Source organism: Pseudomonas knackmussii B13 (assembly GCF_000689415.1).
Classification (GTDB): domain Bacteria; phylum Pseudomonadota; class Gammaproteobacteria; order Pseudomonadales; family Pseudomonadaceae; genus Pseudomonas; species Pseudomonas knackmussii.
Genome location: NZ_HG322950.1, coordinates 1196760 through 1221207 on the forward strand (window position 1 = coordinate 1196760; position 24448 = coordinate 1221207).

Below are 24448 nucleotides of genomic sequence, written 5' to 3' on the forward strand. Positions count from 1 at the left end.
TGCGTCGTCCGCCGTCATGAATGCCCAAGCCCTCGAAACCCTTCAGCAGCACCTGCTCGCCGCCCTGAGCGCGCCGCCTTCCGAGGTGCGCCGCCTGTTCCACGGGCGCGGCCGGCGTTATCCGGGGCTGGAGCACGTCACCGCCGACTGGCTGCAGGGCGTGCTGTTGGTGTCGCTGTTCCGTGAACCCGAACCAGACGAGTTGGCTGCGCTGGAGGCCCTGCTGCTGGCCATCGGTGAAACCCCCGAGTGGCGGACGAGCGGCGCCGAAGCGCTGCTGCTGCAGCATCGCTACCTGCCGGAAAGCACCATGCAGGCGTTGATCGGCGTGGTGCCGGAGGAGCGGGTGATCGAGGAGAACGGCCTGCGCTACCTGCTCGACCTCGGGCGCAAGCAGAACAACGGCCTGTTCCTCGACATGCGCTACGGCCGCCAGTGGCTGCAGGAGCGCTCCCGGGGCCTGCGCGTGCTCAACCTGTTCGCCTATACCTGCGGCTTCTCGGTGGCGGCCATTGCCGGCGGCGCCGAGCACGTGGTCAACCTCGACATGGCGCGCGCCGCGCTCAGCCGCGGGCGTGACAACCATCGCCTGAACGGCCACGACCTGACGCGCGTGGAGTTCCTCGGCCACGAGCTGTTCAAGTCCTGGGGCAAGGTGAAGAAGTCCGGCCCCTACGATCTGGTGGTGATCGATCCGCCGTCGTTCCAGAAGGGCAGCTTCGCCCTCGGCAAGGACTACCCGCGCATCCTCCGCCGCCTGCCGGAACTGCTGGCACCGGGCGGCCGCGTGCTGGCCTGCGTCAACGACCCGTCCGTGGCGCCGGCCTTCCTCATCGACACGATGGCCGCCGAGGCGCCGCAGCTGAGCTTCGTCGAGCGCCTGGAGAATCCGCCGGAGTTCGCCGATATCGATGCGGATGCGGCGTTGAAGGTGTTGTTGTTCGCCCTTCGGGACTGACGCCGTAACACCTGGCACACAATCTGCTCCTGACAGGCCATGACGCGGAAAACGCCGGTTTTCCGTCAACGAGACTGTTTCGGGAGCGACCCCTCATGCGCTTTTCCTGCAATGGCTGCGGCAAGTGCTGCCATGACCACCATGTGCCCCTGACCCTGAGCGAGGCCCGCGACTGGGCGGCGGACGGCGGCACCCTGATCGTGCTGGTCGAGGCCGTGCTGGAAGACGGTTCGGGCCTGCCGGCCGGCCAGCAGGAGCACGTGTTCAAGCGCTCGCTGGCGGTCCGTTGCGGGCAGACCCGCGCGCACCTGGCCATCACCTTCGCTGCTTTCAACCAGGGTGCCTGCCGCAACCTGCAAAGCGACATGCGCTGCGGCATCTACGAGCGCCGGCCGCTGGTGTGCCGCATCTACCCGATGGAGATCAACCCGCACATCCCGCTGCGCGCGGAGAACAAGGACTGCCCGCCGGAAGTCTGGCAGGCCGGCCCGGAGCTGATCGTCGGCAACCAGCTGGTCGATGCCGAGCTGGCCGAGCTGATCGAGCGTTCGCGCCAGGCCGACCGCGACGAGATCGCCGCCAAGGCGGCCATCTGCGAGCGCCTGGGCATCCACACATCGGCGCTCAAGGGCGACGGCTTCACCGCCTACCTGCCGCAGCGCGAGGCCTTCCTCGCCGCGCTGGACGAAGTGCTGGCCGCCGGCGAGGTCGCACCGCAAGCCGACTGGTCGCTGCATGTCTCCAACGATGCGCTGGCCAAGCAGCTGGAAGAAACCGGCGCAATGATCGCCGCGCTGCTCAACGAGAACTGCGCCTTCATCTCCCTGCGCGTGGCCTGAGGCTTACCCGGGCGAGCTCTTCAGCGCCTGCGTATCGACGCGGGCGACCGCTCAGGGGAGCGGCATTCCGCCGCCCTGGCCGGCGCGCGGCATCATGTTGCGCAGGTTGTGCAGTTCGTTCTGGTCGATCACGCCGTCGTGGTTGGTATCCAGGCGCTTGAACTGGCGCTCGGCGTTGGCCATGTACTCGTCGTGGGTAATCTTGCCGTCGCCGTTGGCATCCATCTGCTTGAAGAACTGCTGCACGCGTTGCTGCATCATCTCGCGGCGGCTACCGTCGATTCCGGCTCCGGCTCCGGCTCCGGCTCCGGCTCCGGCTCCGGCTCCGGCTCCGGTGTCGGCGGCGTGGGCCTGGCTTGCGCAGAGCAGGCCGAACAGGAGAGTGGTGGTCAGGGATCGGGCGATATTGGGCATGGCGTGGCTCCGGGTCAGCGGTTGGAAGAGTGGCGTCGCCCTTCTCGATGAATGCATGGGCGCGCGACGCGTGCCTACGTTCTTTCACCCGTGCGGTGAGCAGCAAATTGCTCGGGAATCAGTCGTCGACACGTGAGGCTGCAGATACTATAGGCAGTCATTTCCGCTAGACCTGTACGAAACCGCGTACTGGTCCCGATGCCCGGGGGGCGTCGGCGGATCATCGAACCTTGACCGGGGGAACGCTGTGAAGAATTGGACTCTCCGCCAACGCATCCTCGGCAGCTTCGCCGTGGTCATCGCAATCATGCTGCTGATGGTGGTGTTCTCCTACCTCCGCCTGCTGGCGGTCGAGCGCGACGCCCGCCGGGGGAGCGAGGACGCCATGCCGGGGATCTACGCGCTGGCCCTGGTGCGCTCGGCCTGGACCGACATGATGCTCGACACCCAGACGCTGGTCGGCCTGGGCGACGGCAAGCCCCTGGACGCCAAGGTTCGCAAGGAATTCGACGACAACCACGAGTTGCTGCTCGAGCGGATCGCCAGCTACCGGACCACGGTGCACGAGGACGAGGACCGACGCATGCTGGCGCAGTTCAGCCAACAGGCCGAGGACTTCCAGCGCCAGCTCATGCAGCTGCTGGAGCTCAATGGCAAGGACCACGAAGCTGCCCGCAAGCAGCTGGCTGAACAGCTCGCGCCGAGCTGGAACGCAGGGCGAAAGACCCTCAACGATCTGATCACGCTGAACAAGCGGATCGCCGACGGCGCCACCGAAACCATCGTCCGTGAAGTGCAGCTGGCCAAGCTGACCATGCTCGTATCGCTGCTGTTCGCGGTTATCGCGGCTGGCGTCTGCGGTCTTCTGCTGACGCGCGCCATCACCGCGCCGGTGGGCTATGTGGTGAAAGGTCTGGCAGCCATGAGCGGCGGCGACCTGACCACCCGCCTGACGCTGGACCGCAACGACGAGCTCGGCGTTATCGAGACCGGTTTCAACGGCATGGCCGAGGAGCTCAAGGGGCTGGTGTCGCAAGCGCAGCGTTCGGCTATCCAGGTCACCACCTCGGTTACCGAGATCGCCGCGACTTCCAAGCAGCAGCAGGCCACCGCCACCGAGACCGCCGCGACCACCACCGAGATCGGCGCGACCTCGCGGGAGATCGTCGCCACCTCGCGCGACCTGGTGCGCACCATGAACGAGGTGTCCGCCGCCGCCGAGCAGACTTCCACCCTGGCCGGCTCCGGCCAGCTGGGCCTGGCGCGCATGGAGGAGACCATGCACCAGGTGATGGGCGCCGCCGAGCTGGTCAACGCCAAGCTGGCGATCCTCAACGAGCGCGCCGGCAACATCACCCAGGTGGTGACCACCATCGTCAAGGTCGCCGACCAGACCAACCTGCTTTCGCTCAACGCCGCCATCGAGGCGGAGAAGGCCGGCGAGTACGGCCGCGGTTTCGCCGTGGTGGCCACCGAAGTGCGCCGCCTGGCCGACCAGACCGCCGTGGCCACCTACGACATCGAGCAGATGGTCCGCGAGATCCAGTCGGCGGTGTCGGCCGGGGTCATGGGCATGGACAAGTTCTCCGAAGAGGTGCGCCGCGGCATCGCCGAGGTCGGCCAGGTCGGCGAGCAGCTGTCGCAGATCATCCACCAGGTGCAGGCGCTGGCGCCGCGCGTGCAGATGGTCAACGAGGGCATGCAGGCCCAGGCCACCGGCGCCGAGCAGATCAACCAGGCGCTGGTGCAGCTGGGCGAGGCCACCGGGCAGACCGTGGAGTCGCTGCGCCAGGCCAGTTTCGCCATCGACGAGCTCAACCTGGTGGCCAACGGACTGCGCAATGGCGTCTCCCGCTTCAAGGTCTGAGGGCGTGGCCAACGGCGGCCGTCTGTACCTGCAGTTCCGCCTCGGGGCGGACCGCTACGCGCTCGACGTGCACGAGATCGCCGAGGTGCTGCCGCTGACGCGCTTCAAGCAGGTGCCGGAGGCGCCGGCCTGGGTCGCCGGGCTGTACAGCCACCGTGGCGAGCTGCTGCCGGTGCTCGACCTCAGCGTGGTCGCCTGCGGTCGCCCGTCGCCGCGCCTCACCAGTACGCGCCTGGTGCTGGTCGACTACCGCTTTGCCGGCAACGGTCCGCCGCGCCGCCTGGGGCTGATCCTGGAACAGGCCAGCCAGACCCTGCGCCGCGACCCCGCGGCTTTCCGCGAGTACGGCCTGGAGCGCGGTGAAGCGCGCTACTTGGGACCGGTGATGGTGGACTCGGAAGGGCTGCTGCAGCGCGTGCAGGTCGATGAGCTGCTGCCCGATCACGTGCGCGAGTTGTTGTTGCAGAACGCCGAGGCCGAGCAGCCATGAGCGACACGCGCTTTTTCCAGTTGCTGAAGGAGCGCATCGGGCTGGATGCCGACTCCATCGGCGAGGCACTGATCGCCCGCGCGGTGCGCCAGTGCGCCAACCGTTTCGCCAACGGTGACCTGGACGTCTACTGGCAGCACCTGCAAGGCTCGGCCGAGGAGCTGCAGGCACTGATCGAGGCGGTGGTGGTGCCGGAAACCTGGTTCTTCCGCTACCCCGAATCCTTCGCCGCGCTCGCCCAACTGGCCGTGCGCCGGGGGCTCGAGCTTGCCGGCGCGCGTCCCTTGCGCGTACTCAGCCTGCCGTGTTCGAGCGGCGAGGAACCCTATTCGATCGCCATGGCGCTGCTCGACGCCGGGCTTGCCGAGACGGCCTTCCAGATCGACGCGCTGGATGTCAGCCCGGTGGTGCTGGAGCGTGCCGCCCACGGGCGCTACGGGCGCAATTCGTTCCGCGGCAACGACCTGGCTTTCCGCGACCGCTACTTCACCGCCGAAGGCCAGGACTACCGGCTCGACGAGCGGGTGCGCCGCCGCGTGCGCCTGCGCCAGGGCAACCTGCTGGCGCCGGGGCTGCTGGCCGGCGAGCAGCCCTACGACTACCTGTTCTGCCGCAACCTGCTGATCTACTTCGACCGCGCCACCCAGGACCGCGCGGTGCAGGTGCTGCTGCGCCTGGTGCGCGACGACGGCGTGCTGTTCATTGGCCCTGCCGAGGCCAGTCTGCTGTCCAGCCAGGGCCTGCGGCCGCTCGGCGTGGCGCAGTCGTTCGCCTTCCTGCGCAAGGCGCCGCAAGCGCCTGAGCGCCCGGCACCCGTGGCAAAACCCTGGGGCCCGCAGGTGCGTCATACCCACGCGCCACGGCCACAGCCGGTTCGCCAGGCGATCGAGCGTCCGGCGCCGCGCCCGTCTCCGGTGGTCACTGGCGCTGCCGACGAACTCGCGGAAATCGCCCGCCTGGCCAACCAGGGCCGCAGCGAAGAAGCCCGCCAGCATTGCGAGCGCTACCTGGCCGCCCATGGCCCGGCCGCCCAGGCCTACTACTGGCTCGGCCTGCTGGCCGACGCCGAGGGCAATGCCGAGCAGGCCCAGGCGTTCTACCGCAAGGCGCTGTACCTGCAACCCGACCATCAGGAAAGCCTGCTGCACCTGGCCGCGCTGCTTGCCGCGCGCGGCGACGAGGAGGGCGCGCGGCGCCTGCAGGAGCGGGCGGCGCGAGGAGTGAAGCGCGATGCGTGAACAGGATTACAGCCTGCGCCTGGCGCACGGCGACATGGTCATCGACGACTGCTGGAACCGCATCGGCATCCGCGGCGACCGCAGCTGCGAACGCCTGGCCGAACACGTGCATTGCCGCAATTGCCCGGTGTACGCCGGCGCCGCCATCCGCCTGCTGGACCGCTACGCGCTGGAAGGCAACGAGAGCGCGCCTGCTGTGGATAACCCGGATGGTGCCGAGGAAGCCGTCGGCGAAGCGCACCTGATCTTCCGCATCGGCGAAGAGTGGCTGGCCTTGCGCACCCTGGCATTGGTCGAGGTGGCGCCGGCGGTGAGCGTTCATTCGCTGCCGCACCAGCGCTCGCCGGTGCTGCTTGGGGTCGCCAACGTGCGCGGCACCCTGGTGGCCTGCCTGTCGCTGGCCGAGCTGCTCGGCCTGGATTCAGCTCCGGCGCTGGAGGCCGAGGGCCGACGCCAGCCGCGCATGCTGATCCTCGCCGCCAAAGGCGGGCCGATCCTGACGCCGGTGGACGAGGTGGAGGGCATCTTCCCGCTGGCGCTGTCCGCCGAGCCTGCGGCCGCCAATCCGACGAGCCTGACCCGCGACCTGCTGCAATGGCGTTCGCGCAGCGTGCGCGTACTCGATCACCCGGCGTTGCTCGCCGCCGCCGCACGGAGCCTGGCATGACCCCGGAGCAGATGAAGGACGCCTCGCTGCTGGAGCTGTTCCGTCTGGAGGCCGAGGCGCAGACCCAGGCGCTCGGCCGTGGCCTGCTGGTGCTCGAACGCGAACCGCGCCGTGCCGATGAGCTGGAGGCGTGCATGCGTGCGGCGCACTCGCTCAAGGGCGCGGCGCGCATCGTCGGCCTGGACAGCGCCGTGCAGGTCGCGCACGTCATGGAGGAATGCCTGGTGGCCGCCCAGGAGGGGCGCCTGCTGCTCACTCCCGAACACATCGACGCGCTGCTGGCAGGCACCGACATCCTGCTGCATGTCGCCGCAACCGACGCCGCGCGCGCTGAACAGGCCAGCCAGGCCGTTCCGGGAATGGTGCAGCGCCTGCAAGAGCTCCTGGGGACGCCGGCGCCCAAGCCGGCCCCCAAACCTTCAGTCGCATTGCCGGTCGAGCCTGAGCCCCAGGTTGCGCCCAAGGCCCAGCCGGTCGCTGAAGCGCAGCCCTCCAGCGAGCCGAAGCCCGTCGCCGATGCGCCCCGGCGCCGGGCCAGCGAGGAGGGCAGCGAGCGGGTCCTGCGGGTCACCGCCGAGCGCCTGAACCAATTGCTCGACCTGTCCAGCAAGGCGCTGGTCGATTCCCAGCGCCTGCAGCCGCAACTGGCCGCGCTGCAACGCCTCAAGCGCTTGCAGGCGAGCGCCAGTCGCCTGCTCGACGGCACCCGCGACGTCGCCGGCAACAGCCTCGACCCGCAGGCCCAGGCCTTCCTCGCCGACGCGCGGCGGCTGGTCGGCGAATGCCAGCAGGTGCTGGGAGAACAGATCGCCGAGCTGGACGCCTTCGCCTGGAACGCCGGGCAGCGCGCGCAGAATCTCTACGACAGCGCCCTGGCTTGCCGCATGCGGCCGTTCGCCGATGTGCTCGGTGGCCAGGCGCGGATGGTCCGCGACCTCGGCCGCGAGTTGGGCAAGTCGGTGCGCCTGGAGGTGGACGGGGTGTCCACCCAGGTCGACCGCGAGGTGCTGGAGAAGCTCGAAGCACCGCTCACCCACCTGCTGCGCAACGCCGTCGACCACGGCATCGAAAGCCCCGAGGCGCGTCGCCTGGCCGGCAAGCCGGAGCAGGGCACGATCCGCCTGCTGGCGCGGCATCATGCCGGCATGCTGGTGCTCGATCTGCGTGACGACGGTGCGGGTGTCGATCTGGAGCGCCTGCGCCAAGGCGTCGTCCGGCGCGGGCTGGCAACCGAAGAGACCGCCGCGCGGCTGTCCGAGGACGAGCTGCTGGCGTTCCTCTTCCTGCCCGGCTTCAGCCTGCGCGAGCAGGTCACCGAGGTGTCCGGCCGCGGTGTCGGCCTGGACGCCGTGCAGCACATGGTGCGCCAGCTGCGCGGCGGTGTGCGCATGGAGCAGCGGGCGGGGCAGGGCACGCACTTCCACGTCGAGGTGCCGCTGACCTTGTCGGTGGTGCGAAGTCTGGTGGTGGAGATCGGCGGCGAGGCCTACGCCTTTCCGCTGGCGCACATCGAACGCATGCGCAGCCTGGCGCGCGAGGAGATCGTCCAGGTCGAGGGTCGCCAGCAGTTCTGGCACGAGGACCGGCATGTCGGCCTGGTGGCGGCGCATCAGTTGCTGCAGCGACCGGAGGGCTCTACGCCCAAGGGCGACATCCCGCTGGTGCTGCTGCGTGAACGCGACAACATCTACGGCGTGGCGGTGGAACGCTTCATCGGCGAGCGCACCCTGGTGGTGATGCCGCTGGACGCGCGCCTGGGCAAGGTCCGCGACGTGTCCGCCGGCGCCCTGCTGGACGACGGCACGCCGGTGCTGATCCTCGATGTCGAAGACATGCTGCGCTCGGTCGAAAAGCTGCTCGCCAGCGGCCGCCTGGAACGCATCGACGGCCAGGGCCGGCAGAGCGCCGGTCAGCGCAAGCGCGTGCTGGTGGTGGACGATTCGCTCACCGTGCGCGAACTGCAGCGCAAGTTGCTGCTCGGCCGCGGCTACGAGGTGGCGGTGGCGGTGGACGGTATGGACGGCTGGAACGCGCTGCGCTCGGAGCCCTTCGATCTGCTCATCACCGATATCGACATGCCGCGCATGGACGGTATAGAACTGGTCGAACTGGTCCGCCGCGACGCACGGCTGCAGGGGCTGCCGGTCATGGTGGTGTCGTACAAGGACCGCGAGGAAGACCGCCGCCGCGGGCTCGATGCCGGCGCCGACTACTATCTGGCCAAGGCCAGTTTCCATGACGAAGCTTTGCTGGATGCGGTAGCGGACCTCATCGGAGGAGCCTAGGGTCTGCTCCCGATTCGGCGCGGCCGCGACGGAGCCGCATTTTGCGCAGGGTTAGGCGCGAGGAGAGAGGTTTGGTTATTCCAAATGAACGACGAGTAACGCAGCACTGCGCAAAATGCGGCCCGTCCCTTCGGGTTGCGCGGCAAATGGCGCCATGCGTCGTTGCGGGACTTGCCAAGGGACCGACCATTGCCGGCGTCCCGCGCCTAGCCTGGCGCCATTTGACGCGGCAACGCGGCTCGTGCCGAAACGGGAGCAGACCCTAAGATGAAAGTAGGGATCGTCAACGACATGCCGTTGGCGGTGGAGGCCTTGCGCCGGGTGCTGGCGCTGGACCCCGCGCACCGCGTGGTCTGGGTCGCCAACAATGGCGCCGAGGCGGTGCAGATGTGCGCCGCGCACGCGCCCGACGTGGTGCTGATGGATCTGCTGATGCCGGTGATGGATGGCGTCGAGGCGACGCGGCGGATCATGGCCGAGTGCCCGTGCCCGATCATCGTGGTCACCGTCGATCTGGAGAAGAACCTGTCGCGGGTGTTCGACGCCATGGGCTGCGGCGCGGTGGATGCGGTGACCACTCCGGCCCTGGAGGGCGATCTGCGCGAGGCGGCACGGCCGCTGCTGCGCAAGCTGCAGAACCTGGCCTGGTTGAGCGCGCCGCCGAACAGCCGGCCGCGGGCCCAGGCCGACAGCCGCGAAGTGACCTCGACGGCAGCGCGACGCCTGGTGGCGGTAGGGGCCTCGGCCGGTGGTCCGGCAGCCCTGGCCGAGCTGGTCGCACAGCTGCCGGCGAGCTTTTCCGCGGCGATGGTGGTGGTACAGCACGTGGACGAAAGCTTCGCCGCCGGCATGGCCGAGTGGCTGGCCAGCCAGTCGCCGATCCCGGTGCGCCTGGCGCGCCACGGCGAAACGCCGCAACCCGGCTGCATCCTGCTGGCCGGCAGCAACGACCACATCCGCCTGCTGCGCAGCGGCGAGCTGGCGTACTCCGCCGAGCCGGGCGGGCATATCTACCGGCCATCGATCGACGTGTTCTTCGACAGCGTGGCCGACAACTGGGTCGGCTCGGCGGTGGGCGTGCTGCTCACCGGCATGGGCCGCGACGGTGCCGAGGGCCTCAAGCACCTGCGCGAGCGCGGCTTCCTGACCCTCGCCCAGGACCAGGCCAGCAGCGCCGTCTACGGTATGCCCAAGGCCGCCGCGGCGATTGGCGCGGCAACGGAAATCCGCTCCCTGGACGAAATCGCCAGGCGGTTGGGCCAGTTGTTCGGTTGAACCCTTCGGAGCCCGTATCAGTGACGAATTCAAGCGAGAGCGAATACCCCGTGAACAATCCCGACGATTCGAAGGCCATGGTGTTGCTGGTCGATGACCAGGCCATGATCGGCGAGGCGGTCCGCCGCGCGCTGGCCGAGGACCCGAGCATCGACTTCCACTTCTGCTCCGACCCCGCCCAGGCTGTCGAGCTGGCCCTGCAGATCCGCCCGACGGTGATCTTGCAGGACCTGGTGATGCCCGACTGCGACGGCCTCGAGCTGGTGCGCCGCTATCGCGAGCACCCGGCCACCCGCGACATCCCGATCATCGTCCTGTCGACCAAGGAAGAGGCCCAGGTGAAGAGCGCGGCCTTCGCCGTCGGCGCCAACGACTACCTGGTCAAGCTGCCCGACGCCATCGAGCTGGTGGCGCGGGTACGCTACCACTCGCGCTCGTTCCTCGCCCTGCAGCAGCGCGACGAGGCCTACCGCGCTCTGCGCGAGAGCCAGCAGAAGCTGCTGGAAACCAACCTGGTGCTGCAGCGCCTGATGAACTCCGACGGCCTCACCGGGCTGTCCAACCGCCGGCACTTCGACGAATACCTGGAAATGGAGTGGCGCCGTGCGCTGCGCGAGCAGAGCCAGTTGTCGCTGCTGCTGATCGATGTCGATCACTTCAAGGACTACAACGACACCTTCGGCCACGTCGCCGGCGACGAGGCGCTGCGCCAGGTGGCCGGCGCGCTGCGCGAGAGCTGCAGCCGCTCCTCCGACCTGCCGGCGCGCTACGGCGGCGAGGAGTTCGCCATCATCCTGCCGGGCACCTCGCCAGGCGGCGCGCGCCTGCTGGCGGAAAAGCTGCGCCTGACAGTACAGGCCATGGGCATCGCCCACGAAGTGCCGGCGCCGGGCGCCTCGCTGACCATCAGCCTGGGCGTCGCGACCCTGACGCCACAGCCCGGGCAGAGCTGCCTGGACCTGATCGAGCAGGCCGACCGCGCGCTCTACAACGCCAAGCACGGCGGGCGTAACCAGGTCGGGGTGGCACAGGCGGCGGGCTAGGCCATCCGTCTGACACAGGGCAGCTCACGGTAGGCGTTCTCGGGTATACTTCCGGGTTTTTCCACGCCTATAGAACCGTGAGTGCTGCCCGCCATGGAAATCAACCCGATCGTCAACAGCATCAAGGACCTCTCCGAACGCACCCAGTCTATTCGGGGGTATCTTTGACTACGATCTGAAACATGATCGCCTGGTCGAAGTAAACCGCGAGCTCGAAGACCCGAACGTCTGGAACAACCCGGAATACGCCCAGAACCTGGGCCGCGAGCGCGCCAGCCTGGCGCAGATCGTCGAGACCCTCGACGAGCTCACCGGCGGTCTGGCCGATTCCCGCGACCTGCTGGACATGGCCGTCGAAGAGAACGACGAAGGCGCCGTGAACGACGTCGCCACCGAAGTCGAGCGCCTGCGCGAGATCCTCGAGAAGCTGGAATTCCGCCGCATGTTCAGCGGCGAGATGGACCCCAACAACGCCTACCTGGACATCCAGGCCGGTTCCGGCGGCACCGAGGCCCAGGACTGGGCCAACATGCTGCTGCGCATGTACCTGCGCTGGGCCGACAAGCACGGCTTCGACGCCGAGATCGTCGAGCTCTCCGAGGGCGAAGTCGCCGGCATCAAGGGTGCCACCGTGCACATCAAGGGCGAGTACGCCTTCGGCTGGCTGCGCACCGAGATCGGCGTGCACCGCCTGGTGCGCAAGAGCCCGTTCGACTCCGGCAACCGTCGCCACACCTCGTTCACCGCGGTGTTCGCCTCGCCGGAAATCGACGACAACATCGAGATCGAGATCAACCCGGCCGACCTGCGCATCGACACCTACCGCTCCTCCGGCGCGGGCGGTCAGCACGTGAACACCACCGACTCCGCGGTGCGTATCACCCACGTGCCGACCAACACCGTGGTGGCCTGCCAGAACGAACGCTCCCAGCACGCCAACAAGGACACCGCCATGAAGATGCTGCGGGCCAAGTTGTACGAACTGGAAATGCAGAAGCGCAACGCCGCCTCGCAGGCCCTGGAAGACTCCAAGTCCGACATCGGCTGGGGCCACCAGATCCGCTCCTACGTACTCGACCAGTCGCGGATCAAGGATCTGCGCACCGGCGTCGAGCGCAGCGACTGCGACAAGGTGCTCGACGGCGATCTGGATGAATATCTGGAAGCCAGCCTGAAACAAGGGCTCTGACGCGGAGCCCCATTGTAGGAGCGAGCTTGCTCGCGAACCTGTCGAAGAGTTTCGCGAGCAAGCTCGCTCCTACACGTATCCCTTCATTTGATTTGACGCCAGGCAGATAGAACAACCATGAGCGACCAACAACTCGACCAGCACGCTTCTGTTCAAGACGATGGGCAACAGGAAGAAAACAAGCTGATCGCGCAGCGCAAGGAAAAGCTTGCCGCCGTGCGCGAGGCCAAGGCCATCGCCTTCCCCAACGACTTCCGCCGCGACGCCTATTTCGCGGACCTGCAGAAACAGTACGCCGACAAGACCAAGGAAGAGCTGGAAGCCGCAGCCATCCCGGTCAAGGTCGCCGGTCGCATCATGCTCAACCGCGGTTCCTTCATCGTCCTGCAGGACAGCAGCGACCGCCTGCAGGTCTACGTCAACCGCAAGACCCTGCCGGAAGAGACCCTGGCCGAGATCAAGACCTGGGACCTGGGCGACATCATCGGCGCCGAAGGCGTGCTGGCCCGTTCGGGCAAGGGCGACCTGTACGTCGACATGACCAACGTGCGCCTGCTGACCAAGTCGCTGCGCCCGCTGCCGGACAAGCACCATGGCCTGACCGACACAGAGCAGCGCTACCGCCAGCGCTACGTCGACCTGATCGTCAACGAGGAAACCCGCAACACCTTCCGCGTGCGTTCCCAGGTCATCGCCCACATCCGCCGCTTCCTCAGCGACCGCGGTTTCCTCGAAGTGGAAACCCCGATGCTGCAGACCATCCCCGGCGGCGCCGCGGCCAAGCCCTTCGAAACCCACCACAACGCGCTGGACATGGCCATGTTCCTGCGCATCGCGCCGGAGCTGTACCTCAAGCGCCTGGTGGTCGGCGGTTTCGAGAAGGTCTTCGAGATCAACCGCAACTTCCGTAACGAAGGCGTTTCGACCCGGCACAACCCCGAGTTCACCATGCTCGAGTTCTACCAGGCCTACGCCGACTACGAAGACAACATGGACCTGACCGAGGAGCTGTTCCGCGAGCTGGCCCAGGCTGTGCTCGGCAGCACCGACGTGCCCTACGGCGACAAGGTCTTCCACTTTGGCGAGCCGTTCGCCCGCCTGTCGGTGTTCGACGCCATCCTCAAGTACAACCCGGACATCACCGCGGCTGACCTGAACGACGTCGAGAAGGCCCGCGCCATCGCCAAGAAGGCCGGCGCCAAGGTCCTCGGCCACGAAGGCCTGGGCAAGCTGCAGGTGATGATTTTCGAGGAGCTGGTGGAGAGCAAGCTGGAACAGCCGCACTTCATCACCCAGTACCCGTTCGAGGTCTCCCCGCTGGCCCGCCGCAACGACAACGACCCGAGCGTCACCGACCGCTTCGAGCTGTTCATCGGTGGCCGCGAGATCGCCAACGCCTACTCCGAGCTGAACGACGCCGAAGACCAGGCCGAGCGCTTCATGCTGCAGGTGAAGGAGAAGGACGCCGGTGACGACGAGGCGATGCACTACGACGCCGACTTCGTCAACGCGCTGGAATACGGCATGCCGCCGACCGCCGGCGAAGGCATCGGCATCGACCGCCTGGTGATGCTGCTGACCAACTCGCCGTCGATCCGCGACGTGATCCTCTTCCCGCACATGCGCCCGCAGGCGTAAGCGCCGGAAGCTGTTGAAGAAGCCGCCTTCGGGCGGCTTTTTCATGCCCGCGAGAAGCAGCCAATACCCTGTAGGAGCGGATTCATCCGCGAGAATCCCCGCGCCATTTCCACCCGTAGGGCAATGAAATGGACTCCTCCCTCCTACGGCGTCAAGCGCCAGACTGATGGTGTAGCCACAAGTCCCGGAGGGGGAGTCAGCATGAACATTAGTCGCGTTGGTCTGGATCTGGCAAAGCAGGTATTTCAGGTGCACGGCGTCGATAGCCACGAGCGCGTGGTGTGCCGGCGGCAGCTCAAGCGGGCGCAGATGCTGGATTTCTTTCGCCAGCTGGCACCCTGCCTGGTGGCGATGGAGGCCTGCGGCAGTGCGCACTATTGGGCGCGAGAGCTGCAGGGGCTGGGGCACGAGGTCCGCTTGATTGCACCGCAGTTCGTCAAACCTTACGTCAAGGGTGACAAACACGATGCCCACGATGCCGAAGCGATCTGCGAGGCGGCCAGCCGTCCGAGCATGCGCTTTGTGCCGGTGAAGAGTGCGCAGCAGCAGGCCGGGCAGTCCGTGCATCGCATTCGCAGCCGTCTGGTCCGGGCCCGTACGGCACTGTGCAACGAAATTCGCGGCTTGCTCGGCGAATTCGGCCTGGTCGCCAGCCGACGCGGGCGCGCGGCGACGGTCGAACTGCTCGAGACGGTCACCGCTGCCGAGCCGGTGCCCTTGCCGGCGCCGATGGGCGAGTTGTTGAGCGGCTTGAAAGAGGAGTTGCAGGCGCTGGATGCCCGCATCGAGCGACTGGAGCGAGTGATCAAGCGCAGTGCGCGCGAGGATGCGCGCATCCAGCGCCTGCTGGCCGTGGAAGGCATCGGCCCGCTCACCGCCAGCGCGGTGGTGGCAGCGGTCGGCGATGCCCGGCAATTCCGCACGGCGCGTCAGTTCGCGGCCTGGCTGGGCCTGGTGCCACGGCAACACTCCACGGGCGGGCAGCAGCGCCTGGGCGGGATCACCAAGCGTGGCGATACCTACCTGCGCACCCTGTTCACCCATGGCTCCCGCTCGGTCGTACGCTGTTGCGCCAACAAGACCGATGCTCGCAGTCGCTGGCTGCAAGGCCTGTTGCAACGATGCAATGCCAACGCCGTCGCCGTTGCCCTGGCCAACAAGAATGCCCGGATCGTCTGGGCCCTGCTCAGTCGGGAAACCACCTACCAACCCGCCTGAGCGTTACCGGCAACACCGCTGTAGAAACGCTCCACCACGATTGCACAGTGAATGGCATTGATGACGAACCGGTCGAACCGGCCTGTATGAAACCTGGGTTATCCGCGGGCTCCCTGCTGCCGTGAAGCAAAGCCGTTAGGGCGATCAGACATACAGGCGCGCATTTCATCAGGGCTCGGGAGCTGCCACACCGCTCCATGAAGCCGGATATACGGACGCAGTCGTACCTAGGTTCGAAATCCCCGCCAAACACTGGCAAACCGGGAGGAGTCCATATACGCATAACCGCGTTCGCGGTTATGCGCCGCAGCCCGGTACGAGAATGGCGGATAACCCCTTCGGGGTTATTCGCCCTACAGGGTCGGCATTCGTGCCGTGCGGTTCGCGAGCAAGCTCGCTCCTGGCCCCGGCGAACCTTATCCGCGATGCGCGGCCCAAAGATGCCCACCCGGCGGCAGACGCCGCCGATTGATTCGCCGGGGAAAAGCCCGAACAATGCGCCATCGCCCGCGAGCGGAGGAAAACCCGTGTCCCCAGTGTCCCAGAGTGACAGTGCCGCCCAGGCCGCCAGCGCGGTGGCCGAGAGTGTCCAGTACCAGGGTCGCAAGGCCAGTCGGCAGGGCAGCGAGCAGCGCCGCCAGGCGATTCTCGACGCCGCCATGCGCATCATCATCCGCGACGGCGTGCGCGCCGTGCGCCACCGCGCCGTGGCGGCCGAGGCCGGCGTGCCGCTGTCGGCCACCACCTACTACTTCAAGGACATCCAGGACCTGCTCACCGACACCTTCGCGCTCTTCGTCGAACGCAGCGCCGAGGCGATGTCGGACTTCTGGGCCAGCGTCGAAGGCGACCTGCAGTCCATGGTCGCGCGCCTGTCGGGCAGCCCGGATTCGCGCCGCGAACTCGCCGACACCATCGCCGAGCTGGCCATCCAGTACGTGCGCGTGCAGCTCACCGAGCGCCGCGAGCATCTGCTTGCCGAGCATGCCTTCCGCCAGGAAGCGCTGCTCAATCCGCGCCTGGAAGAGCTGGCGCAGAGCCACAGGCGCATCCTTTCCCTGGGCGTCGTGCACTTCTTCCAGGTGCTCGGTTCGCGGGAGCCGGAGCAGGACGCCAAGGTGTTGACGGCCATCATTCTGCAGATGGAGTATCAGGGCCTTCTCGACGGCGTGGAGCACCTGGATACGGTGGAAATGCGCGCCATCCTGACCCGATACCTGTACCTGGTGCTGGGCCTCTGAGGCCCGCCCGCGTCCCACACCATCCGGCGTGCCGCCCGCGGCCCCTGAGGAGATTCCGATGAAAGCCTGGCGCGCCCTGCTGCTGTTGAGCGTTGTTCTGCTCAGTGGCTGCCTGGTGACCTTCAAGGACCCGATACCGGCGAAGGATGCCGCGCCAGCCTCGCTGCTCGGCCAGTGGTCGCGGATCGACGAATACGGCGAGGAGCAGATCCTCGAGGTCAGCCGCACCAGCGACGGCCTCTACCGCGCCTTCAGCTACTACGGCAACAACGGCAACACCGACAGCGCCGAGGACCTGCCCTTCACCGTCGCCCACCATGGCCAGCGCTGGTACTTCTCGGCCAGCCTGCCCAAGAGCGAAGGCGGCAACTACGTGCTGGGCGGCTTCGAGATCACCGACAAGGACGAGCTGGTGGTCTATTCGGTGGACGTCGAGGCCGTGCTGCAAGCCATCGACAAGGCCCAGCTGCAGGGCCAGAAGGTGGACAGCCAGCAAGGCGCCGGCGCACTGATCGCAAGCCCCCTGGAGAAGGTCTACGCCTTCCTCGACGACCCGGCCAACGCCGATGCCTTCGGCGAAGCGCTACGCTTCCAGCGAGTCCCCCAGGGAGAACGCCAATGAATACGCGGCGCAAGAAGAGCACACCCAGCGAGTACCAGCAGATCATCCGCGGCCTCTCCGACCGCCTGGTGGAGGCGCAGACGCCGATCCGCGTGCTCGACGCGATCAAGTGGGACGACTCGATCCGCGAGGACTTCCTCAAGGGCCGCGGCAAGCATGCGCCCAAGGTCGATCGCAGCTACTACGACAGCCGCCCGCTGGCTTTCGATTCCGCGGCCAAGAAGCAGGAATTCCAGGTGCTGGAGCGCGACATCACGCGCCAGCTCGGCCAGTTCAACCCGGTGGGCCAGATCATGCGGCGCATGTGCCGCGAGTACCGCATGGTCATCCGCATGCTCGAAGCGCGCGGCACCCAGGACTTCGGCCTGATCTCCCAGGAGCTCTACGGCTCGGCCTCCGATGCCTTCCACGCCGGCGACCCGACCCTGGCCGACCTCGGCCTGATGCTCTCGGACTACCTGAACAACATCGCCCATCGCGGCGACCTCAAGGACGAGCCCAAGACGCTCAACGCCGGCCAGGTGGTGGAGATGCTCCAGCAGCGCCTGAACGCGGTGTTCGGCGAGGCGGAGAACACCATCCGCGTGTTCGAGTCGGACGGCATAGTGGCGGACGCCGCGGCCGGCGCCGACTACATCAAGGTGCGCGCCGACGCGCTGTTCAACGAGCGTGATGTGCGCGCTCTGGAAGTCCACGAGGGCCTGGTGCACGTCGGCACCACGCTCAACGGCCTCAACCAGCCGATCTGTACCTTCCTCTCCAAGGGCCCGCCGTCGTCCACGGTGACCCAGGAAGGCCTGGCGATCCTCATGGAGGTGATCGCCTTCGCTTCCTACCCGACGCGCCTGCGCAAGCTGACCAACCGCACCCGCGCCATCCACATGGCCGAGGACGGCGCCGACTTCCTCGAGGTCTACCACTTCTACCGCGAGCAGGGCTACGAGGCGGAAAGCAGCTACCAGAACGCCAGCCGGGTGTTCCGCGGCTCGACGCCGAATGGGCTGCCGTTCACCAAGGACCTGTCGTACCTGAAGGGTTTCATCCTCATCTACAACTACATCCAGCTCGCCGTGCGCCAGGGCAAGCTCGAGCAGATCCCGCTGCTGTTCTGCGGCAAGGCCACCCTGGAAGACATGCGCACCCTGCGCCAACTGGTGGACGAAGGCCTGGTGGTGCCGCCGAAGTACCTGCCGCCGCAGTTCCGCGACCTCAACGCGCTCTCGGCCTGGATGTGCTTCTCCAACTTCCTCAACCACCTGAGCCTGGACCGTATCGAAGCGGACTACGCAAACATCCTCTGAGCCGCGCCGCCCGCGTGGCACCTGCCCGGGCGGCAAGGAGCGCGCCATGACCAGCCATGCCATCGACTACCGCATCCTCGGCGACTTCATGCAGACCGTGGAGATCGAACTGGACCCCGGGGAGACCGTGATCGCCGAAGCCGGCACGCTGAACTACATGACCGGCGGCATCCGCTTCGCCGTGCGCATGGGCGACGGCTCCGACGGTAGCCTGCTGGGCAAGCTGTGGAGTGCCGGCAAGCGCAAGCTGACCGGCGAATCGGTGTTCATGACCCACTTCACCAACGAAGGCGAGGGCAAGCAGCAGGTGGCCTTCGCCGCACCCTATCCGGGCAACGTGGTGCCGGTTCAACTGGGCGAGATCGGCGGCCGGCTGATCTGCCAGAAGGACTCCTTCCTCTGCGCGGCCTACGGCACGCGGATCGGCATCGCTTTCACCAAGCGCATGGGCGCCGGCTTCTTCGGGGGAGAGGGTTTCATCCTGCAGAAACTGGAAGGAGACGGCCTGGTTTTCGTGCATGCCGGCGGCACCTTGATCCGCCGCGAGCTGCACAACGAGACGCTGCGCGTCGATACGGGCTGCCTGGTGGCCTTCACCGAGGGCATCGATTACGACGTGCAGCTGGCGGGCGGCCTGCGCAGCATGCTGTTCGGTGGCGAGGGGCTGTTGCTGACCACCCTGAGCGGCAGCGGCACCGTGTGGCTGCAGAGCCTGCCGTTCTCGCGCATGGCCCAGCGCATTTGCGAGGCCACCCAGCATGCTCGGGGCGAGGCGGGGACCGACAACGAATGAAGCGCCTGCGTCTCGCTCTCTTCGCCCTGCTGGCCAGCCTGGCCGGTTGCAGTTCGCTGCTGTTCTATCCCAGCCCGGATGTCGCCATCACCCCGGCGAAAGCCAAGCTGGAATACCGCGACGTCACCATCACCACCGCCGACGGCGAGAAGCTCGCCGGCTGGTGGCTGCCGGCCAAGCCCGGGGTGCCGGTCAAGGGAACGGTGCTGCACCTGCACGGCAACGGCGGCAACATGGCCTGGCACCTGGGCGGCACCTTCTGGTTGCCGGAGCAGGGCTACCAGGTGCTGATGCTCGATTACCGCGGCTATGGCCACTCCACCGGCGCACCGAGCCTGCCTGAGGTCTACAAGGACATCGACGCCGCCTTCGCCTGGCTGGACAAGGCCCCGGAAGCGCAGGGCAAGCCGCTGATCCTGCTCGGCCAGAGCCTGGGCGGGGCCATGGGCGTGCACTACCTGGCCGAGCATCCGCAGCGCGTCGCCCAACTCAAGGCGATCGTCCTCGACGGCGTGCCGGCCAGCTACCGCGACGTGGCTCGGTACATGCTCGCCGGCGCCTGGCTGACCTGGCCGCTGCAGGTGCCGCTGTCCTGGGCGGTGCCCGACGGCGACAGCGCGGTCCGCGCCATGCCGCGACTAACTGGCGCACCCGTGCTGTTCTTTCACAGCATCGACGATACCATCGTGCCCCTCGACAACGGCCTGAAGCTGTACAAGGCAGCGCGGCCGCCGAAAGTCTTCCAACTGACCCGTGGCCGCCACGTGGAAACCTTCGGCGAACCGACCTTCCGCGAAGTGATGCTGCGCTTCCTCGACGACCCGCAGCACCTCAGCGGCCTGCGCCGCCTGGCCGAAGTCCCCAATACCGATACGCCGGCGCAGCCGGCCAAGTCCCAGGGCGAAAAATGACTACCAGCACCGACCGCAACATGATCCCGTACATCCTCACCTCGATCGGCACCATCATCGTCAGCGTCGGCGTGCTCTGGGCCTATGGCTACCTGCACTTCGCCAAGGAAGAGGACGCCCTGCTGCTGGCCGACTTCACCATGCTCAAGAGCGTTCCCGGGGAAGACGTGAAGCTGTCGCTGGAGCCGGCCAACCAGGTCGCGCAGTGCATCGACGGCGTGCTGGTGCTGTTCGACATGACCCAGAAAGGCCTCTCCGGCGTGCTGGTGGACAACAAGAAGCACGCGGTGCGCTGCGCCGGCCAGGAAACCCCGCAGCAAGTCCGCTGAAGCCCCCGCTATCCGGGGGTAGGATGAAGACCTTGCGGAGGGCGCCGGCATGAACATTCCCGAAGTCGAGGTCTGGCAGGGCGACATCACCACGCTGCGGGTCGATGCCATCGTCAACGCGGCGAACAGCTCGCTGCTCGGTGGCGGCGGCGTCGATGGCGCCATCCACCGCGCCGCCGGGCCCGAACTGGTCGCCCATTGCCGCACGCTGGGCGGCTGCCCGACCGGCGAAGCGCGCATCACCCCCGGCTTCCGCCTGCCGGCTACGCACGTTATCCACACCGTCGGGCCGGTCTGGCGCGGTGGTGACTACGACGAAGCGGAACTCCTGGCCGCCTGCTACCGCAACAGCCTGGCGTTGGCCGAGCAGCATGGCCTGCGCAGCGTCGCCTTCCCGGCGATCAGCTGCGGCATCTACGGATATCCCCATGATGCGGCGGCGACCATCGCCATCCTCGAGATGCGCCGCCCGCGCGCAGCCGACAGCAGCCTGGAGCGCCTGCTGCTGGTGCCCTTTGCCCGCGACATGGCCGACCTTTACCGCCGATTGCTGGCGTAGGGCTCAGACACGTCACCCCCGCGAACGCGGGGGCCCAAAAGACGCTGTTAGCTGGATTCCCGCGTTCGCGGGAACGACGGAGAGAAGCGGAGTAAGGCGCATAACCGCGAGGCGGTTATGCGCCGAAAGGCGCTCAGACCTTCTGCCGCAACAACCGCAGCCCGTTGAACACCACCAGCAGGCTGGCGCCCATGTCGGCGAACACTGCCATCCACAGGGTGCCCAAGCCGGCCAGGGTGAGGACCAGGAAGACCGCCTTGATGCCCAGCGCCAGGGCGATGTTCTGCACCAGCACGGCATGGGTGCGGTGCGACAGGCGGATGAACTGCGGCAGCTTGCGCAGGTCGTCGTCCATCAGCGCCACGCCGGCGGTTTCGATGGCCGTGTCGGTGCCGGCCGCGCCCATGGCGAAGCCGATGTCGGCGCGGGCTAGGGCAGGAGCGTCGTTGATGCCGTCGCCGACCATGCCGACGCGGGCGCCATCGGCCTGGTGCAGCTTCACTTCGGCCAGCTTGTCTTCCGGCAGCAGGTTGCCGCGCGCCTGGTCGATGCCGACCTGGGTGGCGATGGCTGCGGCGGTGTGCGGGTTGTCGCCGGTCAGCATCAGCGTCTTCACGCCCAGGCGATGCAGCTCGCCGATGGCCTCGCGGCTGGTCTCCTTCACCGCATCGGCGACGGCGAACAGCGCCAGCGGGCCTTCGCTGTCGAGCAGGACGATGACGGTCTTGCCTTGCTGTTCGAGGGCGTCGAGGCGGGCTTCCAGCGCCGTCGAGCACAGGCCCAGTTCCTCCACCAGGCGATGGTTGCCCAGGTGGTAGAGGCGGCCGTCGATCTCGCCTTTCACGCCGCGCCCGGCGATGGCTTCCAGGGCGCCCACCGCGTACGGCGAGAGGTTGTCGGTTTCGGCCGCACGGGCGACTGCCTGAGAGACCGGGTGGTCGGAGCGCGCCGCCAGGCTGGCAGCCAGCACGCGGCCGCGCGCGGCATCACCGCGCAGGGCCTGGAAGTCGGTCTGCCGCGGACGGCCCTCGGTGAGGGTGCCGGTCTTGTCCAGGGCCAGCCATTGCAGCTTGCGGCCGAGTTCGAGGAAGACCCCGCCCTTGATCAGGATGCCGCTGCGCGCCGCCGCCGACAGGCCGCTGACGATGGTCACTGGAGTCGAAATCACCAGCGCGCACGGGCAGGCGATGACCAGCAGCACCAGGGCGCGGTAGACCCAGTCGAGCCAGGCGGCGCCGAAGGCCAGCGGCGGGATCAGCGCGGTAGCGATGGCGATGAGGATCACCACCGGGGTGTAGACGCGGGCGAACTGGTCGACGAAGCGCTGGGTGGGGGCGCGCGAGCCCTGGGCTTCTTCCACCGCATGGATGATCCGCGCCAGGGTGCTGTCGTCGGCGCCGCGCGTGACGCGGTATTCCAGGGCGCCTTCGCCGTTGATGCTGCCGGCGAAGAGGGTGTCGCCGGCCTGTTTTTCCACCGGCAGGCTCTCGCCGGTGATCGGCGCCTGGTTGACGCTGGAGCGGCCTTCGAGCACTTCGCCGTCCAGGGCGATGCGCTCGCCGGGCCGTACGCGAACGCGGACATCGATGGCGACCGACTTCACCGCGACCTCGCGCCATTCGCCGTCTTGCAACACGGTGGCTTGCTCCGGCGCGAGTTGCAGCAGGCCGCGGATGGCGTTGCGCGCACGTTCCAGGGAGCGCGCCTCGATCAGTTCGGCGATGGCGAAGAGCACCGCGACCATCGCCGCTTCCGGCCATTGGCCGATGAGCATGGCGCCGGTGACGGCAATGCTCATCAGGGCGTTGATGTTCAGGTCACGGTTCTTCAGGGCGATCCAGCCCTTGCGATAGGTCGGCAGGCCGGCGCCGAAGATGGCCGCGATGGCCGGCACGGCGACCAGCCAGTGCGGCCCGATGGCGAACCATTCGAGGACTTCCGCCAGCAACGCCAGGGCGCCGGCCAGGGCCAGCGGCCACCAGGGTTTGCGGCGGGTCGGGGCGGGGGAGAGCGGTTGGCCCTCCTGCAGCGCCTCGGCCTCCATGCCCAGCGAGGCGATCAGCTGTTGCAGCGGCTCCAGGCTGTCGAAGCGGTGCTGCACCTTGAGCAGGCGCTGCATCAGGTTGAACTCCAGCTGCTCCACGGCCGGCACCTTGCCGAGCGCATCGCGCAGCAGGCGTTCTTCGGTGGGGCAGTCCATGGCTTCGATGCGCAGGCTGCTCCAGCGCAGTTCGCCGCTGGCCGCGAGCGCGGCGGCGCTCGGCGCGGGCGCCGCGTGGCGGGCGTGTTCATGGTCATGACCGTGGTCATGATCGTGACTGTGAGCGTGTCCATGCTCATGCGTGTGGGCGGGGCGGTGGACGGGCTCGTGGTCGTGCCCGCAGCAGCTGCCGCATCCGCTCTGGCGGCTGTTGGCGTCGGTCATCAGGTCGCTTCCCATTTGACGATGTGCCGGCGATTGCACACCCTGTAGCAACTACAGAGTCAAGCGGCTATCCGCAGGAGCGTCCGATGAAGATCGGTGAACTGGCGAAACTGACCGGCTGCCCGGTGGAGACCATCCGCTATTACGAGCGCGAGGGCCTGCTGCCGGAGCCGGCGCGCACGGGCGGCAATTACCGCCATTACGACAGCAGCCATGTCGATCAGCTGTCGTTCATCCGTCATTGCCGCTCGCTGGACATGACCCAGGAGGAAATCCGCATCCTCCTCGGCCTGCGCGACCGCCCGGAGGCCGACTGCGGCACCGCCAACCAGCTGATCGACGAACACCTGCACCACGTCGAGGTGCGCATCGCCGAACTGCAGTCGCTGCGCCAGCAACTGCAGGACCTGCGCGCCCGCTGCAGCGGCACCGGGAGCAGCGAGGCCTGCGGCATCCTCCGTGAACTGGAGCAGCCCGCCGAGCCTTCGGTCGTTTCGGAGTCCTGCGCCGAGGCCGGGCACCTGCATGTGCCCGGGGTTCACGGCCGACATTGATTGGGCCCCCGCGCCATCCGTTGGACGTCATCCCCGCGAACGCGGGGACCCAGTGAACAGCAGTTTCAGGAATGGCTCGGCTGCTCGTCCCGCTCGGTCAGTTCGTGCAGGTATTTGCGCGATAGCTGCAGGAAGCGCGGCGTCACGCCGACGTCTTCGTAGATCGGGTCGCCCTGCTCATCGGTGGCGACCACCTTGTTGCCCTTCACATAGGGGAAGCTCGCTTCCAGCTCTTCGAGGGCCGAGCCGACCAGCTCGCCAAGCAGTTCCTCGACGCTGCGCTTGGGATACAGGTCGTGCAGCGCGGCCAGGCGTGCGGCGGTTTCCACGTCCAGCGGGATACTGTAGCGGTGGCTGGTGAGGCGCCCCCGGGCGCTTTGTTCCCAATGGCGTACCAGATCGCGGATCTTCATGTTCACCTCGTGGGCCCGCTCGTGGCGGGCGTGGAAGACAGCCCTTCTGGGGCTGCCGGGGAGATCGACCGAATCGTTCGGGATCAGTTTCAGCCTAGCCGTTGTCCGAGGAGGATCGCGGGCGTTCGTCGCACGCTTGTCAGCCGGTGTCGCCAGACGGCACTGTAAGAAGATTCGCT

At 67.5% G+C, this 24448-nt stretch carries 23 protein-coding genes; 20 read left to right on the plus strand and 3 right to left on the minus strand.

Annotated features, from left to right (window positions below):
- Positions 1-16: 16 nt before the first annotated feature.
- On the plus strand, positions 17-958 hold the full coding sequence (locus PKB_RS05675) for a class I SAM-dependent methyltransferase (RefSeq protein WP_043249768.1): 942 nt from the start codon (positions 17-19) through the stop codon (positions 956-958).
- Between the two features lie 95 nt (positions 959-1053).
- Positions 1054-1797 carry a YkgJ family cysteine cluster protein gene (locus PKB_RS05680; RefSeq protein ID WP_043249770.1) on the plus strand — a complete coding sequence of 248 codons (744 nt, stop codon included), beginning with the start codon at positions 1054-1056 and terminating at the stop codon, positions 1795-1797.
- Between the two features lie 51 nt (positions 1798-1848).
- On the opposite strand, the gene PKB_RS05685 is transcribed toward PKB_RS05680, so the two are convergent.
- Positions 1849-2211, minus strand: coding sequence for an EF-hand domain-containing protein (locus PKB_RS05685; protein ID WP_043249772.1), 363 nt, complete (start codon positions 2209-2211; stop codon positions 1849-1851).
- A gap of 247 nt (positions 2212-2458) precedes the next feature.
- Here PKB_RS05685 and PKB_RS05690 point away from each other — a divergent pair, with 247 nt between their 5' ends.
- The 17 genes from PKB_RS05690 to PKB_RS05770 all read left to right on the plus strand — a co-directional run bounded on the left by PKB_RS05690 (position 2459) and on the right by PKB_RS05770 (position 20877).
- Complete coding sequence (locus tag PKB_RS05690; RefSeq protein ID WP_043249774.1) at positions 2459-4078, plus strand: methyl-accepting chemotaxis protein; 1620 nt, start codon at positions 2459-2461, stop codon at positions 4076-4078.
- Positions 4053-4568, plus strand: a complete 516-nt coding sequence (locus PKB_RS05695) for a chemotaxis protein CheW (RefSeq protein ID WP_052355191.1) — start codon at positions 4053-4055, stop codon at positions 4566-4568. Before PKB_RS05690 ends, PKB_RS05695 begins: the two co-directional genes overlap by 26 nt.
- Entirely contained in the window at positions 4565-5806 is a 1242-nt protein-coding gene (locus tag PKB_RS05700; protein ID WP_043249778.1) for a CheR family methyltransferase, read from the plus strand. Before PKB_RS05695 ends, PKB_RS05700 begins: the two co-directional genes overlap by 4 nt.
- Positions 5799-6473, plus strand: coding sequence for a chemotaxis protein CheW (locus PKB_RS05705; RefSeq protein WP_043249780.1), 675 nt, complete (start codon positions 5799-5801; stop codon positions 6471-6473). Before PKB_RS05700 ends, PKB_RS05705 begins: the two co-directional genes overlap by 8 nt.
- Positions 6470-8758 (plus strand): hybrid sensor histidine kinase/response regulator, encoded by a 2289-nt coding sequence (locus tag PKB_RS05710; protein ID WP_043249782.1) that lies wholly within the window; start codon positions 6470-6472, stop codon positions 8756-8758. Before PKB_RS05705 ends, PKB_RS05710 begins: the two co-directional genes overlap by 4 nt.
- Before the next feature lie 267 nt (positions 8759-9025).
- Positions 9026-10033: a chemotaxis response regulator protein-glutamate methylesterase gene (cheB, locus tag PKB_RS05715; protein ID WP_043249784.1), complete on the plus strand. Its 1008-nt coding sequence runs from the start codon at positions 9026-9028 to the stop codon at positions 10031-10033.
- 77 nt (positions 10034-10110) lie between these two features.
- On the plus strand, positions 10111-11076 hold the full coding sequence (locus tag PKB_RS05720) for a response regulator (RefSeq protein ID WP_156958115.1): 966 nt from the start codon (positions 10111-10113) through the stop codon (positions 11074-11076).
- Between the two features lie 93 nt (positions 11077-11169).
- Positions 11170-12265, plus strand: a protein-coding gene (prfB, locus tag PKB_RS05725; RefSeq protein ID WP_156957993.1) for a peptide chain release factor 2 whose coding sequence is annotated in 2 segments (ribosomal slippage) — positions 11170-11241 and positions 11243-12265 — 1095 coding nt in all. Because the reading frame shifts where the segments join, the coding sequence is not laid out codon by codon here.
- A 117-nt stretch (positions 12266-12382) separates the two neighbouring features.
- Positions 12383-13903 carry a lysine--tRNA ligase gene (gene lysS, locus PKB_RS05730; RefSeq protein WP_043249791.1) on the plus strand — a complete coding sequence of 507 codons (1521 nt, stop codon included), beginning with the start codon at positions 12383-12385 and terminating at the stop codon, positions 13901-13903.
- A 201-nt stretch (positions 13904-14104) separates the two neighbouring features.
- A complete protein-coding gene (locus PKB_RS05735; protein ID WP_043249792.1) occupies positions 14105-15121 on the plus strand; it encodes an IS110 family RNA-guided transposase in 1017 nt (338 codons plus the stop codon).
- Between the two features lie 527 nt (positions 15122-15648).
- Entirely contained in the window at positions 15649-16362 is a 714-nt protein-coding gene (locus tag PKB_RS05740) for a TetR/AcrR family transcriptional regulator (protein WP_043249794.1), read from the plus strand.
- A gap of 58 nt (positions 16363-16420) precedes the next feature.
- Positions 16421-16984, plus strand: coding sequence for a hypothetical protein (locus PKB_RS05745; protein WP_043249796.1), 564 nt, complete (start codon positions 16421-16423; stop codon positions 16982-16984).
- On the plus strand, positions 16981-18285 hold the full coding sequence (locus PKB_RS05750) for a flavohemoglobin expression-modulating QEGLA motif protein (protein WP_043249797.1): 1305 nt from the start codon (positions 16981-16983) through the stop codon (positions 18283-18285). The genes PKB_RS05745 and PKB_RS05750 overlap by 4 nt, the downstream gene beginning before the upstream one ends.
- 46 nt (positions 18286-18331) lie before the next feature.
- On the plus strand, positions 18332-19078 hold the full coding sequence (locus PKB_RS05755) for a TIGR00266 family protein (RefSeq protein WP_043249799.1): 747 nt from the start codon (positions 18332-18334) through the stop codon (positions 19076-19078).
- Entirely contained in the window at positions 19075-19989 is a 915-nt protein-coding gene (locus tag PKB_RS05760; protein WP_043249801.1) for an alpha/beta hydrolase, read from the plus strand. The genes PKB_RS05755 and PKB_RS05760 overlap by 4 nt, the downstream gene beginning before the upstream one ends.
- The gene (locus PKB_RS05765; RefSeq protein WP_043249802.1) at positions 19986-20318 is read left to right on the plus strand and encodes a PA3694 family proteiin; all 333 of its coding nucleotides are present in this window, start codon (positions 19986-19988) and stop codon (positions 20316-20318) included. Before PKB_RS05760 ends, PKB_RS05765 begins: the two co-directional genes overlap by 4 nt.
- A 55-nt stretch (positions 20319-20373) precedes the next feature.
- Complete coding sequence (locus PKB_RS05770) at positions 20374-20877, plus strand: O-acetyl-ADP-ribose deacetylase (protein WP_156958116.1); 504 nt, start codon at positions 20374-20376, stop codon at positions 20875-20877.
- Between the two features lie 133 nt (positions 20878-21010).
- Here the strand turns inward: PKB_RS05770 and PKB_RS05775 are convergent, their stop codons facing one another.
- Positions 21011-23302 carry a heavy metal translocating P-type ATPase gene (locus PKB_RS05775; RefSeq protein WP_084166577.1) on the minus strand — a complete coding sequence of 764 codons (2292 nt, stop codon included), beginning with the start codon at positions 23300-23302 and terminating at the stop codon, positions 21011-21013.
- Between the two features lie 86 nt (positions 23303-23388).
- Here PKB_RS05775 and cadR point away from each other — a divergent pair, with 86 nt between their 5' ends.
- Positions 23389-23856, plus strand: a complete 468-nt coding sequence (cadR, locus tag PKB_RS05780) for a Cd(II)/Pb(II)-responsive transcriptional regulator (RefSeq protein WP_043249806.1) — start codon at positions 23389-23391, stop codon at positions 23854-23856.
- Between the two features lie 65 nt (positions 23857-23921).
- Here cadR and PKB_RS05785 read toward each other — a convergent pair whose 3' ends face one another.
- Complete coding sequence (locus tag PKB_RS05785) at positions 23922-24269, minus strand: hypothetical protein (RefSeq protein ID WP_043249808.1); 348 nt, start codon at positions 24267-24269, stop codon at positions 23922-23924.
- Between the last annotated feature and the right edge of the window lie 179 nt (positions 24270-24448).